General features: G+C 37.5%; 12 protein-coding genes. 6 read left to right on the forward strand and 6 right to left on the reverse strand.

Annotated features, from left to right (window positions below):
• Positions 1 to 248 precede the first annotated feature (248 nt).
• Entirely contained in the window at positions 249 to 3344 is a 3096-nt protein-coding gene (locus QM481_RS08555) for a TonB-dependent receptor domain-containing protein (RefSeq protein WP_283381433.1), read from the reverse strand.
• Positions 3345 to 3567: 223 nt separating this feature from the next.
• Between QM481_RS08555 and QM481_RS08560 the strand changes: the two genes are divergently transcribed.
• Positions 3568 to 4593 carry a DUF3089 domain-containing protein gene (locus QM481_RS08560; RefSeq protein WP_283381434.1) on the forward strand — a complete coding sequence of 342 codons (1026 nt, stop codon included), beginning with the start codon at positions 3568 to 3570 and terminating at the stop codon, positions 4591 to 4593.
• 399 nt (positions 4594 to 4992) lie between these two features.
• Here the strand turns inward: QM481_RS08560 and QM481_RS08565 are convergent, their stop codons facing one another.
• From QM481_RS08565 to QM481_RS08580, 4 genes are all read right to left on the reverse strand, one after another.
• Positions 4993 to 5871 (reverse strand): MerR family transcriptional regulator, encoded by an 879-nt coding sequence (locus QM481_RS08565; protein WP_283381435.1) that lies wholly within the window; start codon positions 5869 to 5871, stop codon positions 4993 to 4995.
• Positions 5872 to 6021: 150 nt separating this feature from the next.
• Complete coding sequence (locus QM481_RS08570) at positions 6022 to 6639, reverse strand: carotenoid biosynthesis protein (protein ID WP_283381574.1); 618 nt, start codon at positions 6637 to 6639, stop codon at positions 6022 to 6024.
• A 338-nt stretch (positions 6640 to 6977) separates the two neighbouring features.
• A complete protein-coding gene (locus tag QM481_RS08575; protein ID WP_374760886.1) occupies positions 6978 to 9149 on the reverse strand; it encodes a 3-hydroxyacyl-CoA dehydrogenase NAD-binding domain-containing protein in 2172 nt (723 codons plus the stop codon).
• A gap of 43 nt (positions 9150 to 9192) precedes the next feature.
• Entirely contained in the window at positions 9193 to 10398 is a 1206-nt protein-coding gene (locus tag QM481_RS08580; protein ID WP_283381436.1) for an acetyl-CoA C-acetyltransferase, read from the reverse strand.
• 344 nt (positions 10399 to 10742) lie between these two features.
• Between QM481_RS08580 and QM481_RS08585 the strand changes: the two genes are divergently transcribed.
• Entirely contained in the window at positions 10743 to 11105 is a 363-nt protein-coding gene (locus QM481_RS08585; protein WP_166550878.1) for a hypothetical protein, read from the forward strand.
• A gap of 284 nt (positions 11106 to 11389) precedes the next feature.
• Here the strand turns inward: QM481_RS08585 and QM481_RS08590 are convergent, their stop codons facing one another.
• Entirely contained in the window at positions 11390 to 12115 is a 726-nt protein-coding gene (locus QM481_RS08590; RefSeq protein ID WP_166550877.1) for a pyridoxine 5'-phosphate synthase, read from the reverse strand.
• Between the two features lie 296 nt (positions 12116 to 12411).
• Here QM481_RS08590 and QM481_RS08595 point away from each other — a divergent pair, with 296 nt between their 5' ends.
• From QM481_RS08595 to QM481_RS08610, 4 genes are all read left to right on the forward strand, one after another.
• Positions 12412 to 12861: a GatB/YqeY domain-containing protein gene (locus QM481_RS08595; protein ID WP_166550876.1), complete on the forward strand. Its 450-nt coding sequence runs from the start codon at positions 12412 to 12414 to the stop codon at positions 12859 to 12861.
• A gap of 72 nt (positions 12862 to 12933) precedes the next feature.
• Positions 12934 to 13458, forward strand: a complete 525-nt coding sequence (locus QM481_RS08600; RefSeq protein ID WP_166550875.1) for a CvpA family protein — start codon at positions 12934 to 12936, stop codon at positions 13456 to 13458.
• A gap of 331 nt (positions 13459 to 13789) precedes the next feature.
• On the forward strand, positions 13790 to 14851 hold the full coding sequence (gene rlmN, locus QM481_RS08605; protein WP_283381576.1) for a dual-specificity RNA methyltransferase RlmN: 1062 nt from the start codon (positions 13790 to 13792) through the stop codon (positions 14849 to 14851).
• Between the two features lie 144 nt (positions 14852 to 14995).
• Complete coding sequence (locus QM481_RS08610) at positions 14996 to 16063, forward strand: fatty acid desaturase family protein (RefSeq protein ID WP_283381437.1); 1068 nt, start codon at positions 14996 to 14998, stop codon at positions 16061 to 16063.
• Positions 16064 to 16098 lie beyond the last annotated feature (35 nt).

Consider the following 16098-nt stretch of genomic DNA (forward strand, 5'->3'; position numbering starts at 1 on the left):
AAATTTGTATTTTAGCTGTAGAGACGCAAAGCATTGCGTCCTATGCCGAGTAAAACATAGCATAGTAATATCAAAAAGGCGGTCGAAAAACTAATTTCGACCGCCCTTTTTGATACTATATTTCAGAATGATAACTCTTTAGTCGCAAAACATTGCGCCTCTACAAGTAAAATTCACATTAAAAATAATCACTCATTCGCTCAATTACTCAATCACTAAATATGAGATGACTCATATTCACCAAAATATTATTTGTTCAATAATTCATCGAAAGTAATACCAATGTAGTACGTTGAACCTACCGAAGCACTACCATACGCTTGGAAATATGGATTACCAAATAGGTTAGTTGCACCCACTTTGATAATCGACTTAATTGGCGCTACTTTATAGCTGAATTGTGCATCCAAGTTATTGATAGCAGGCACAACTGTATTTGTGAAAATAGGCACATCAGTTGTTGTAGGCAACGGGAAGCTCGATTCCCAAGTAAACGCATCTTGGTGACGGAATGAAACATTATAACCCCATTTGCTACCACTTGTGATACGCTTACCAAAGTTAAACTTCATGCTGTATGATGGTGTGTTAAAACCAGCATAAGGTACTTCTGTAGAGGCAACGAAATTATTCATTTGGTTGTGTGAGATATTCGCACCTACAGAGTAACCTTTATCCAATGAGTAGTTCAAACCCGCTGACCATCCTGAAATAGTAATATCTTCATCAGAGTTGGCTACTCTTGAATAACCAGCACGAGTACTACCACTACCCAAACCTGATTCGATTGGTAAGCCAGGACCAGCCGCTGCTGTAGGAACTACGATAGTTGCACCACCGATAAAGTTTTTGTAAACACTGTAGTAATATGATGCATCAACAAACAAGCGTTTTGCAATTAAGCCTTTGTAACCAATTTCGTAAGACTGAATTTTTTCAGTAGTCAAAGGTTTTGCTTTGTATTTAGGCAATGCAGCCAAAGCGTAAGCTGGAGTTACTTGAGTAGCTACTTCCGTTACTTTTTGTTTAACCGTATTTTGAACGTTTGTCTGGATTAAAGTTTGTACTGGAGCAGAAGACATTTGTTGCGTTACACCTGCTTGGATTGCCGCTGGTGCATTGGCAGCTGGAAGTTGACCTGCTGCTACTGCTGCTTGTACTTGTGCTGTTACCGCTGCTGTTACTTGAGCTTGTACTGCTGCAATTACTGCTTGTTGAATAGTTGCTAATTGCGCTGTTACTGCTGCTGTTGCATATTGTACAGCGGCAGCTTTTACTGCATCTGTAAGGTATTTTGAATTGGCACCATTCTTAGCAAGGTCTGTAGCAAAAGCTGTCAATGTCTCACGAGTTACACCTGTTGCTAATTTGTAACGAGCATCAAATTCTGGTAATCCACCAATCAATGTTCCTGCTGGAGTTGCTAGGTCAATATATTGGTTTTGGGTAGTAGGAATACGGAAACCTGTTTGGTATGACAAACGGAAGTTATGGTCTTGGTTAGGTGATAATACCGCAGAGAAACGTGGTGTGTATTGTCCCTCGAAGTTCTGGTTTTTATCATATCTCAACGACCCTGTTAGTTTTAAGTGGTCGTTTAATAGATTTTTTGATGCTTGGATGAAACCACCGTATTCATTAATAGAAATCGAGCCATTTCTTCCATCTTTCATATCCGAAAACAAAGTACCTGCCGAGCGCAATTCATAATTACGGAAGTTAGCGCCTACTGTCAAATCCAAAAACTTAATTTCATTTTTGAAGTTGTAAAAACCTTCCACATGGTACATATTACTTCTATCAGCAAAAGCACCACCACCTTGTGTAATAGGAAGGTTGCGATATTTTTCTAACAATGTATTAAACGCTGCTGAGCCTGGTGCTGGCATATTGCGATCTGCAAATTGGCGAGCTGCTAGATGGGCTGCATCTTCTGCCGCACCTGCCTGACGAGCTTGCATGAATGCACCTGCATATTCGGTATACCAAGCAGTATTCGATTTGATTTCGTTGAGCATACCTACCGCTGCTAAACCAGCAGTGAATGATCCACCAGAGCGTTCCTGAGTTGTATACGCACGCAAGTTGAAGTTATCACCACGTAATTCTAATTTCGCTTGAGTAATATTGAAGTCACGCAATGAATAACGACCAGTACCAGTATAAAGCGTAGTACCTTCACCGTAGTTTAATTGAGCAATTGCTTCTACTTTTTCTGTTAAACGATAATGTACAGCACCATTAAATTTCAAAGATTTCGTATTGTTATCTACCAAGTCTTTTTCCATATAACCTGTACGGCTCACGTTTGCATTTGGCAACGCTGCATTCAACGAATTTAAGTTCGTTTGAATTTCATCACCATATACGTTCATACCATCATAATCAGTTTTTGTACCTGCTCCACGGCTAGGATCTGCATTACCTCCTAAGTTAAGATTGGCATAGTTGGTAGCTTCCCAGTCTTGCGCACGGATGTACGAGAAATTTAATTTGAAGGCAATTTTGTTATTAAATGCTTTCGCAAAACGTACCGACATATCTGTAAACGGAGTCGTTGCTGTGCTACGGTTGCTAGCGTGCATAACGCCCGATTTTACGTTTGCGCTCAAACCTTGATATAAGAATGGGCTTTTGCTATTCATCAAAATCAAACCGTTGATAGCATTAGGACCATAAAGTGCCGATGCTGCACCAGGCAATACCTCCACATTTTCAACGTCTAGTTCTGGCATACCAATGATGTTATCTACCGCAAAATTCAAACCTGGAGCAGAGTTGTCCATTCCATCAATCATCTGAACAATACGAGGGTTACCTGTCGAGCCAAATCCACGCATATTGATAGATTTGAATAACAACCCTTGTGTAGCCATATCAACGCCTTTCAAGTTGGCTAAGCCATCGTAAAAGTTATTTGAAGCTGTTTGTTGGATAGCTTTCAAATCCATTTTTTCCACAGAAACAGGCGATTTCATTACGCTTTCTTCTACTCTGGAAGCAGCAACTACTACTTCTTGTCCCATTACAGTTTGTTCTTCTAAAGCAATAGAGAAATCCGAAGTTTTATCTGTCACCTTAAGTTCCTGAGTAGCATAACCCACACTTGATACCGCAATTGTGAAAGGAACAGGAGTGTTTGTTTTTAAAGAGAAATTTCCCTTGGCATCTGTAATTGTACCAATCACTTTTCCTTTTACCGCAATACTGACCCCGATGAGCTTTTCTTTGGTTGCAGAATCATAAACCTTACCCGTAATGACGGTCTGCGAAAAGCTTGTGAATGCACAGAATAGAAATAAGATACTGGTAAGTAGTCTTATTGTAGTAGATAGTTTGTTCATACGTTTTTTAGTGAATTAAGATTACGAAAACTGTTTACTTCAAAAAGAATAGTAGATTTACAATTGTTTGAAAACTATACCGTTTGTGTTTCAAAACGATTTTAAACTCTTCTCAACTAAACAGTTGTTTGATTCGTAAATCTAACTAATGTTTAGAGAATTTAGTTAATATAAAAATGGTTTTTTTACAAATTTTTCAAAAAATCATACAATAAGATAACTTATGCGTTTTTACCTCCTGATTTTTGCATGGCTTATTCTTTCTTGTCAAAGAGTTCCTTATCAAATACAGAGCCATTATAATGAAAATACGAATCCTCCCAAGCCAAATTATGCTTTGAAGGAGCATTGGGCATCGTTACCTGACAAAAATGATCCTGCCGACCGAGTGCCACTGAAGTCAGATTTTACTGACAATCAGGCACAAGCTAAGGTAGACGTTTTTTTTATTCACCCTACTATTTACACGCAAAAACCTCAAGGACCTTCTGAATGGAATGCCGATGTAAATGATGCTGATATGAATCAAAAAGTAGATGAATCTACCATCCTCAATCAGGCGTCGGTATTTAATGGCTCATGTCGTGTCTATGCGCCTCGCTATCGTCAGGCGCATTATCAGGCTTTTGTTACTAAGAACTTGACTGATAAAGTGCAATCTTTGGATTTGGCCTATTCGGACGTAAAGGCGTCTTTTGAATATTACCTTCAACATTACAATCAAGGTCGCCCTATTGTGATTGCTTCGCATAGCCAAGGAACTGTACATGCTAAAAGATTGATAAAAGAGTTTTTTGATCAAAAACCTTTACAGAAGCAATTTGTAGCGGCTTATTTGGTGGGTATTGCCACACAACCTAATACTTTTGGGTCAATCAAAGCTTGTGAAAATGGAGACCAAACAGGCTGTTTTGTCTCGTGGAATACCTATGCTAGAGATTATTATCCATCATGGTACAACGAAGGGCTTAATACTTCGATTAGTACCAACCCCTTGACATGGAAACTTGATGAGGAGTTTGCTCCTCGTTCTTTGAGTAAAGGAGGTGTGGGGCTCAAATTTACTTATGTGCCTGAAGCTGTAGATGCTCAAAACCATGCAGGAATGCTCTGGATTAATAAGCCTTATGTAAAAGGTAGATTTTTATTAAATACCAAAATTTGGCATCGTGCTGACTATAATTTATTCTATGGAAATATTAGAGAAAATGTAAAAAATAGAGTGGAAAACTATTGGCGAGAAAAGTAATTGATAGGTAAGTAATCGTGCAGCATAACATTTAAGTTATGTGTTTAGGCACTAGGCAACAGGCACAAGGCAAAGAGTGTAAAATGTTTTTTAATAACCACAGTCATGCTTTTTACAAAGCCCTCCGCCGAAGGCTGAAAGCTGATACCTGAAAGCCCAAAGAACAATCTTAAATTTTATCTTGCCTACTAACTTAAGTAATAGTGCAGAATTATGAGTTGTGAATTGTGAATATAAAACTTTAATTATCAATATCTTACATTTAAAATTTATTAAATTTAATTTTGCACGATTACTTAGGTATGAATCAACAAAGGCACAAAGTAACTAATCACTTTGTGCCTTTGTTCATTGATGATTTTAAAACCGCAAGCTAAATTCCCAACGGCTAACCAAATTCTACTCTTCTGCAAAAGAAATAAGATGTTTTACCTGTGTCAGAATCTCAACATTGTCGGGGCAATCTAAGTCTTGACCGATAACTTGATAACCAGTAATCAAGATTTTGGTATTAGGAAAAGTATGAGCTAATTTATAAATATACTTTTGAATTTCGTCTTGGGCAGGTACGCTTGTAATTACAGTAAACAAATAATCGGGTTTGTGTACATTGTAGGCAAATACGAGTTCTTCGAAAGGAAGACTTTGTCCTAAATACACCACTTTGTTTTGTCGTGCACGGACTAAATAGTTAGCAAATAGTAAACTTGTTTCATGTAATTCGCCTTCAGGTAAAAATAAAAGATATTTTTTCGCTCCAATTTTTAATGATGGTAATTGGCCATCTATCGCTACAATAATCTTCTGACGAATCAAATTTGAGATAAAATGCTCCTGTGCTGGGCCAATCGAGCCTGTCATCCATAACGTACCTATACGGCTCAAGAAAGGGTAAATGATATTTACCATCATATTTTCAAAGCCAAACTGTAGGGTATTAGTACTAATAATTTTTTCAAAACGATCTTCGTCCAAATCTAGCATCGAAATCGTTAGAGCATGAATTTGATCAGGATAATTCATTTGCTTATCCGAAATAACCATCACTTCACGCGCCATAGAGTCACTACTCATTTGAGCGATTTCCGAAATTTTATACCCATGTTCTTTTAGCAACGCAATATTCAATACCAGCTTCAAATCCACATCATCATAAGTCCTGATATTGGTATCGGTACGTGTAGGTTTGAGAATATCATATCGTTGCTCCCAAATTCTGAGAGTATGTGCTTTTATACCCGATAATTGTTCGAGGTCTTTGATAGAATAATTGCTCATGGTTGGTATTGTTAGTCTTGTTGCCCTTGCACCCGAACTAGAAAAAGAGGAATTCTAGTCTTAATTTCTTTTTGCTTGAGATATTTATCCAAATAGTAAGAGGTAAAACCTTTGTTCAATAAAAAGGTTTTATTTTTCAACAAAATTAATTCAATTATTCAACATAAATAAAATTGTATGCCCTGCGAAGAAAAAGCATTGTAGGAAAAGTAATAAGATAGCCAATGGATTACGCTTATGAAACTGGCTTATGCTAAAGTAATAGCCTAAGATGGAAGCAATAATCCACCAAGCGACATAATTGCGAATAGGGATAATATTATTTTCCCATTGCCAAAAATCTAAAGCTATCGCTACAGGCTCTATGAGGTAATCCAAGCTAGTCATTATAGTTCCAATAAAAATTCCTTGGATAATGGGATGCCATGAAAGCTTGAAATACTCTTTGATTTTTTCCCAAAAAATACCGCTACAATACACCAATATGAACCAATTTGTACCAATTACCAGCGGTACTTTAAATAGCTTTGTGCCTAAACCTGCACCATATTGATACACCCCAAAAATAACACCCGTGTGTACTCCAATTACTTCAATCCAATAGCCCACTAAATAGCAAATGACACCTAGAATGATAAAGTTCTTATGAAAATCTTGATGGAAAATCAACAGTAAACCAGCAGACACCCATAAATTAAAAGCCGATAATTCTTGAAAAATAGGCTTTAACATAGGAACCTGCAACCCAATTAACCCTACAATATACATCAAGGTTAGAATGAACTGGGTTGTTTTTGTATACTTTTCGGTGAGTAATTGCCGTATCGAGTGTATGGTCATAAATATTTTTAATCAAAAAAGTCTAGTTGAGATTTGTATGTTTGTTGAGTGAAAGTTACACACATAAGAAATGTATGCCTTTATTAGATTAACATATCTAAGACCGAAAGGTTTAAAATGGAGGGAGTATATAAAAAAGTAGGCTTCGAGAAAATCTCAAAGCCTAGCATTTTAAATTTAGTCAAGGTAAAAAAAGTTTATCAAATATTGAGATATGAAAAGTCGGTTCTTTAAAAATGTCGTAGTCAATAATCTCTAGTCAGAAATCAATAAAATCCTTTGTTCGCTTTAGCCATTTCACGAAGTTGGGTTGTTGGTCTAAAACGCTCCCCGTAGGTATCTGCCAATCTATCACATTCTTTTACAAAATTCACAATTCCCACTGTATTCACAAAAGAAAGTGTTCCTCCCAAATAAGCAGGAAATCCCCAAGCAAAAATAGACCCCAAATCGGCATCGAGTGGGGTTCTAAGAACTCCCTCTTCAAAACACTTTACCGTTTCGAGTACTTGACGATAAAAAAGTCGCTGTTTGATTTCGTCTGCTGAAGGTTGTACTGAATTTAAGGGAAATAATTGAGATAACCCTTCCCAAAGATACTTTTTCTTTCCTGTAGATGGGTCAGGGTATTCATAAAAGCCTGCTTTGGCTTTTTTACCTAAACGTCCCATTTCTGTAAACTGCTTACTGATTTGATACGCCGTATCGTCTGGCGATAGTACGCCAGCTTGTACAGACTCGTGCGAAATTTTGTAAGCCAAATCTAACGCAACCTCATCTGAAACTGCCAACGGCCCAACAGGAAAGCCCATTTGCTTAGCCACATTTTCAATTACCACAGGATTTACGCCATCTTTTAACAACTCTAATCCTTCAGAAGTATAGGTGCTAAATACCCTCGAAGTATAAAAACCTCTCGAGTCATTTACGACAATTGGCGTCTTGCGGATTTTCTTGACATAATCCATTGCCATGGCGAGAGCATATTCACTGGTTTGTTTACCAACGATAATCTCCACCAATTGCATTTTATCTACAGGTGAAAAGAAGTGAATACCTATAAAGTTCTCTTGCTTTTGGGTAGCTTTTGCCAGTTCTGTAATAGGAAGAGTGGAAGTATTTGAAGCAAATACGCCATCTTCTCGTAAGAATTTTTCTGCCTCTTGTGTAACACTAGCCTTAAGTTTGGGATTTTCAAACACCGCCTCAATAATCAAATCTACGCCCTGAAGTGGTTCGTAAATATCGGTCGTATGAATAAGCATTAAAATTTGCTCTGCTTTTTCGGCAGTCATTTTACCACGCTCAATACCTTTTTGTAATAATTTGCGAGAGTAATCTTTACCCTTTTCCGCATTTTCAAGTGAAGTATCTTTTAATACCACTTTCAAACCTGCCAACGCCGATACATACGCAATACCAGCGCCCATCATGCCAGCACCTAAAATTCCGATACTGCTGATTTGCGTTGGTGGGACATTTTTGGGTCTTCCTGCTCCTTTATTGACTTCGTTGAGTCCAAAAAAGGTCGTTCTGATAAGATTTTTAGCAACTGTCGAGTTGGCTACTTTTACGAAATGACGAGCTTCGATGACAATGCCTCGGTCAATATTGACGAGTAAGCCCTCGTACACACATGACATAATTTCGATAGGTGCAGGATAATTCCCTTGGGTCTTGGCAAGGGTCATGGCAGTACCGCCCATCATCAACTGAACACCTTTAGGCGTTAAGACATTTCCTCCTGGTACTTTAAAATTTTCTCTTGCTTTAATTTTACCCGTTTTTCTATCCACTTCGTCCCAAGGCTGTACAGCCAAAGGATTGGCTTCTATCCACACTATGGCTTTTTGTAACATTTCTTCGGGTGAGTCGGCCAATTGGTCGACCATACCTAGTGCCAAAGCATCTTTGGGAGAAACCCTTTTTCCTTCGAGCAATAGCGGCGCGGCCGCCTCCATTCCAATCATACGGGGTAGCCGTTGTGTGCCGCCTCCACCTGGCAGCAAGCCAATGGTTACTTCTGGTAAACCAATAATGGATTTTGGATTATTGAGTGCAACCCGATGATGGCAAGCAAGACAAACCTCGTATCCTCCGCCCAAGGCCGTACCATTCATGGCTGCCACGATAGGTTTGCCGTTGGTTTCCATTTTTCGGAAAATGGTATTCAGACTCATCGAAAGTTTGAAAAGTTCTTCTGGCGCTCGTCCATTATTTTGAAGAATCATTTTCAAATCTGCCCCTGCAATAAACTCAGGTCGTTCTGAGGTCAGAATAATTCCTTTAACATCAGGATTGGTATACACTTTTTCAAGTGCTTCGGACAATGCAGGAATAGATTCATTGTTGAGCACATTCATAGGCTGATTGGCAATATTAATGCCTAGGACAGCTATATTGTTTTGGATATTGATAGTAATCATTTGTGTCTTCATTAAATAGAAATTGAATCATCATTTAAGTATTGTAGAGCAAACTCTAAATACGCTCAATAACGGTGGCGATTCCCATACCCCCTCCAATACATAAACTGGCTAGTCCAGTGCCTTTGCCTGTACGCTCCAATTCATCAAGTAATGTCATCAAAATGATTGCCCCCGTAGCACCAAGTGGATGTCCCAAAGCAATAGCCCCTCCGTTTACGTTAACTTTATTGTGATCAACTCCCAAAACGTCCATAAATAACATCGGAATAGCAGCAAATGCCTCATTAATCTCAAATAAGTCTATATCCTGAATATTCATCCCGTTGCGTTTGAGCACTTTTTGTGTAGCAGGAATCGGACCTGTTAGCATTATAGTAGGCTCAGAACCACAAACCCCAAAGGCAGAAATTTTAGCTCTTGGTTTCAACCCCAATTTTTCGCCAATAGCTTTATTTCCTATCAATATTCCAGCTGAACCATCTACAATTTGTGAGGAATTTCCTGCGTGATGTACGTGATTGATTTCATTAAGTTCTGGATATTTCATCAGCGCCAACTGGTCGAGTCCCATTTGTCCCATCATTTCAAAAGAAGGGCGAAGTTTTGCCAAACCATCTACTGTGGTATCGGGTCGCATACCTTCATCATAGTTGAGCACCTCAATTCCTATTTCATCTTTTACCCCAAACATTGAATGGTTGAAGCGTCCATCTGCATGAGCTATTGCTGCACGTTGTTGTGATATAACCGCAAATTGGTCAACGGCTTGACGTGAATAACCATATTTGGTGGCAATCAAATCTGCTGAGATACCTTGAGGAACAAATTTGTGGGTTGCGATAAGTTGTGGATTCATCATCATTGCACCACCATCGGCTCCCATCGCCACACGTGACATTGACTCGATACCTCCTGCAATCATCAATTCTTGCTGACCCGACATGATATAAGCAGCAGCCATGTTGACAGCCTCCAAACCCGACGAACAAAAACGATTGATTTGTACCCCTGCGACTGATTGTGGATAACCCGCAGCCAAAACAGCTGTCCGAGCTATATCAGCACCTTGTTCGCCAATAGGCGTTACACAGCCCATAATCACATCATCGACCAAGGAAGTATCAAGTTGGTTGCGGTCGCGGAGTTGTTCTAATACTTGTTGCGCTAATTGTACAGGTTGAATATCGTGAAGTGAGCCATCAGACTTACCTCTACCACGAGGTGTGCGAACGGCATCATAGATATAAGCTTCGTTCATAGTTAAAGCTAGTTTTTGATGATTTGAATACCAGAGAAGAATAACAATGCTAAGTTAAAGTAAATAGGTATGCTTGCATAATAATTTTATGTAATTTTTTTAATAATAAATTTAGTTTTGTAGAGAATTTGGTATCTTGTTGGTGAAAAATCTTCTTTAGATATTTATGTATAGAAGAGCTTAGCAAGGAGTATAATTTTTGTGGATAAATGATTCTTGCTTCTTATATCAAGAATCATTCTGTTGAAAAAAGTAAAATTTATGTTCTTGTTAAATCTTTGAAAATGAATTGATAGTCTAGGATTTCTTTCCCAAATTTCTTAATCAACTCAAACATTTTAACCATGCATCATTTACTTATCGCTTCACTGCTTTCGGTAGGACAGCCTACAGCTCAGTTGTCTGACATGACGATTTCTCAGACTATTTCAGTACAAGCTGATTCATTGAGTTTCAAAGACTATTTTGGGAGTTATAAAATGCAAGCCAACGACCAGATTCCTAAAATTAAGATTTATTATAAAAATGGCTCATTGGTGGCTTTAGCAGGGGATTATCCTGAAACCAAATTGAGTAAAAAACAAGATGATGAATTTGAAGAAGCTAATTACGGCGCTGCTGTATTTTTTATCAGAAAAGATGGAAATGTGGTTGGCATTAAAGTAGTCGTACAAGGACAAGAAATGCTTGGCGATAAGGAGATATAAAAAAACTTCTGACAAGACAGAACATGATTATCCAAAGCCGCCACTTTGTACAATAAGTTTGTTTAGTTTGTCAGAAGTTGTATCAATTTTAATTAACCCTTTACTCAGCCGCCACTAAGCAAGTTGGTTCAACAATTTTGTGATTAGTTATTTAGTAAATACAAATTTATTTGTCGCAACATATATTGACAAAAGTCAATGGTTGAATTATTAATTTATTTTATAGTTGCTGAAAATTGATGTTAAATGGAAAAGGTGTCAAGTAAAGCCTCGACACCTTTTCTTTAATCTATTGCCTTTGTCTCTCTTAGATACAATTGCACTGTATTTTCGAGTCCATAATAGAGTGCATCGCACACTAAAGCGTGACCAATAGATACCTCTAACAGGTTAGGAATATTTTGTTGGAAGTAACGAAGATTTTCCAAACTCAAATCATGTCCAGCATTGATACCCAAACCTAGTTGATTGGCAACTTGGGCAGCACTTACAAAATCTTTAATAGCTGCTTCACGGTTTTGTATATAATGCTCAGCATAAGGCTCAGTATAAAGCTCAATACGGTCAGTGCCTGTTTCTTTAGCTCCTTCAACCATGCGCTCGTCAGCATCCACGAAAATTGATGTACGAATACCTGCTTCTTTAAACATCGCAATTAAATCTTGTAAGCGACTTTTGTGCGCAATTGTATCCCATCCTGCATTGGAAGTAATAGCACCAAGTGCATCAGGTACGAGCGTTACTTGAGTAGGTTTGGTTGCCAACACTAACTCTACAAACTTACCTTCGGTAGGGTTACCTTCGATATTGAATTCTGTAGTGACGATTTCTTTTAAATCATACACATCCTGATAACGAATATGGCGCTCATCGGGACGAGGGTGTACGGTAATGCCTTCTGCACCAAATCGTTCGCAGTCCATAGCTACTTTAACTACATTAGGATTGTTGCCACCTCTGGAGTTGCGAATAGTAGCTATCTTGTTGATATTTACACTAAGTTTAGTCATAGTATTCAAAAGCAATGCTCGACAAAAGTGCTTGAATGTCGAGAGTAATGGTGAATGATTGAATAGTTTTGTATTTTTGTAAAAACTGTACAAAATTTCTGTGAAGTTATAGCATAGCTCCTGTTATGGAAATGTTTTGCGGATGATTTTTGTTCAAAAGTAAGAAACAGTATTTTGGGTATTGGGTTTCAGCTATCGGTTTTCGGGTCAATAAGAGAGAGTTGATGATATACTTTTACCTAATGCTTACAGCTAATACCCCTTAATTTTAAAACAATTATTTATCAAATAGAACCATGTCACTAAAAACAAATATCGAAAGTGGTATCAAAGATGCCATGCGTGCCAAAGATCAAGATCGTTTGAGAGCGCTTCGTGCCATCAAATCTTTGATTTTATTAGAAGAAACATCAGGCAACAGTACAGGCGAATTGACTACAGATGCTGAAATGAAAATTTTGACAAAAGCAGCCAAACAACGTAAAGATTCAATGGAAGTATTCGTGGCGCAAGGTCGCAACGATTTGGCTGAAAAAGAACAAGCAGAGTTGACTGTAATTGAAGAATTTTTGCCAAAACAATTAACAGAAGAAGAATTAAAAGCAAAATTGTCTGAAATCATTGCTCGTGTAGGTGCTTCTGCTCCTTCAGACATGGGTAAAGTAATGGGCGTTGCTACCAAAGAATTGGCAGGTTTGGCAGATGGAAAAGTTATTTCTGCTACAGTAAAAGCGCTTTTAGGATAATTTTTCTTAAATTTTTGACTGTTGATTTTGATACATTTATTCAAAATCAACAGTTTTTCAACCTTCTATTTCGTGAAAGTCATTGATATTTTTATACTTCTTCCAATCCTTTGGGGAGCTTTTATTGGCTACCAACGAGGTATTATTATTGAAGTAATTTCTATTTTGGCTTTTATTATTTCTGTCATTATTGGCTTCAAAACGCTAGGTGTAGCTTCGGACTGGTTATCGCCCTATATGACAAGCAAGGTAACGGATAGGGTATTGCCTTATGTGGGTTTTGGAGCTGTATTTTTCCCGATTGTGTATCTTATCAATAAATTAGGTTGGGTACTTCGCAAATCAATCAAAGCAACGGTATTGGGGCAGTTTGATTCCTTGGTAGGTGCGTTGGTTGGTGGCATGACTTGGGCTTTTGGTATTAGTATTATCCTATGGCTTGGCTCAGCAATAGGTATGCAGATTCCTCCCAAAAATGAGAAAGGTCCTTACTATTTATTACCCATTGTAAAACCATTTGCTCCTTCAATTATAGAAAAAGCAGTGGATAAAGTCCCTACACAAATCAAGAGGTTTAGTGAGCCACATAAATCCTAAGATTGTTTTCCCACAACAAACTAATAGAATGTTATTAAATTGTAAAAAACTGTATAGCAATTGTTTATAAGTTTTTAAAAAAATACAATGAATCCATAAAATGCGATAAATCATTATATTTAACTACCTCTCTGAATATCAATCCCATAAAAATTAGTCGTACCTTTGCAAAATCAATCACTTGTTTATTAAAACTAGACTATCCTAGGGTAGTTGTAGCCACAAAAGACATGAGTAGCGCATTGAATTAGAAATGTGGAGTGCCGTCGAAAGTGGGCACAAAATGATAGCGCTAATATTTACTCATATCGATTTAAGTATAAAGTTTATTATGGAAGTTGCAGTAGCTAACAAAAAAGATATTAGAAAGCTGAGTCTTAGCCAAATTAAAGAGTTTTTGGTAGAAAAAGGCGAGCAAGGATTTAGAGCCAAGCAAGTATATGAGTGGCTTTGGAAGAAATCTGTACAAAGTTTTGACGAAATGACAAACCTCTCTAAAAAGATGAGAGAGGTATTGGACGAAAATTTTGAAATTCGTGCGGTTACAGTAGCTGAAAAACAAGTGTCATCGGACAAAACGATTAAATCTTCGTTTCAGTTATTTGACCAAAATTTGGTAGAAGGCGTACTTATTCCAGCAGATGACCGTATGACAGCTTGTGTATCTTCACAAGTTGGTTGTTCTTTAACTTGTAAGTTTTGCGCTACAGGTTATATGGATCGCAAGCGTAATCTTGATCCTGCTGAGATTTATGACCAAGTGGTGCGTATTCGTGATCAAGCAGAAGGGCATTATCAAACGCCATTGACCAACATCGTGTACATGGGTATGGGCGAGCCGTTGTTGAATTATGCCAATGTATTGCAGTCAATCGAGCATATTACATCGCCTGAAGGTTTGGGAATGTCTCCCAAACGTATCACAGTTTCTACAGCAGGGATTGCCAAAATGATTAAGAAATTGGGCGAAGATGAAGTAAAATTCAACTTGGCTTTGTCTTTACATGCTGCTAATGATGTGAAGCGAAATCAAATCATGCCTATCAATGAGAGTAATACCTTAGAAGCACTCAAAGAAGCATTGCAGTATTTTTATAAGAAAACAGGAAGTAGAATTACACTCGAATATATTGTGTTTTACCGCTTTAACGATACTTTGGAAGATGCTAAAGAGCTTTGGCAATTTGCTAAGCAATTTCCATGTAAAATCAATATTATTGAATACAATCCTATTGCGGAGGCAAACTATACTAACACAGACCCATTGACATTGGAAAAATTTGCAAAGTTTTTGGAAGAAAAAGGAATGGTCGTAAATGTGCGTCGCTCGCGAGGAAAAGATATTGATGCAGCTTGTGGGCAACTTGCAGGTAAAAAAAAGACTGAAAATTAATACATTTGTAGTGCCACATATTTATGGTACATTTTTTAAACAAAAAAATCAACAACTAGTTAATACTCAAAACTAACCCTATAATCTTTGAAAATAAAGCTCTGTAAAGGGATTTAAAATTGATTATACAAGAAAACCATCTCAATGGAAAAAGTAAGTTTCAACAACAAGAACAGTGTTTTTTTTAATGCATTACGCAAAAAAGTAAACGATTATTTTCAAACAAACCAAATTAAGCCAACAGGTAATTTTAAGCTGTATTTCAAATCAACGACCCTGCTTGCGAGTGCGGTAGCATTATATTTGATTTTGGTGTTTTTTACACCAACAGCTTGGTTGTCTATTTTACTTTCAGCTTTATTAGGTTTTAATATGGCTGCGATTGGATTTAACATCATGCACGATGGTGCTCATGGAAGCTTTTCGGAGCGTAAATGGGTAAATGAATTGATGGGGTATTCATTGAATATGATTGGCGGAAGTGTGTATCTGTGGAAATTTAAACATAATTTCAATCACCACTCATTTACTAATATCGATGGGATGGACGATGATATTGATATTAAACCTTGGATTCGCGTAAGCTCAACTCAGGAAAAATATTGGTTTCACCGTTTTCAGTACATTTATTGGGTGTTTTTGTATGGTTGGACATACTTGTTATGGATTTACTGGCAAGATTTTCAAAAATATTTTACAGGAAAAGTAGGTGAAACAAAATTCAGAAAGATGGATACCAAAGAGCATCTTATTTTCTGGGGTACAAAGATTGCTTATGTGGCAGTTTTTGTGGTATTACCAATTTACCGTTTGGGAATTGTAGATGCAATGATTGGCTATTTTGTTATTGCCTTTGTTTGTGGTTTCGTAAGTGCAGTTGTATTTCAGTTGGCACACGTTGTAGAGCATACAAGCTTTCCAATGCCAGATGAGGAAACTTCCAAGATTAATGTAGAATGGGCTATTCACCAAATCCAGACTACTGCTAATTTTGCCACTCGTAGTAAAATTGTTTCATGGTTTACCGGAGGTCTTAATTTTCAGGTAGAACACCACCTTTTTCCTAAAATTAGCCATATTCACTATCCAAAAATCAACGAATTAGTAAGAGAAACTTGTCAACAATTTGGCATTGAATATCTTGAATATCCAAGTGTTTTGAGTGCTTTACGTTCACATGTGATGTATTTGAAACAAGTTGGAGTAGCATAAGTAATAGCGAGTTATTAACTCTATTTGATTTTAAA

The sequence above is a fragment of the Flectobacillus rivi genome (genome assembly GCF_030056655.1).
Lineage (GTDB): Bacteria > Bacteroidota > Bacteroidia > Cytophagales > Spirosomataceae > Flectobacillus > Flectobacillus rivi.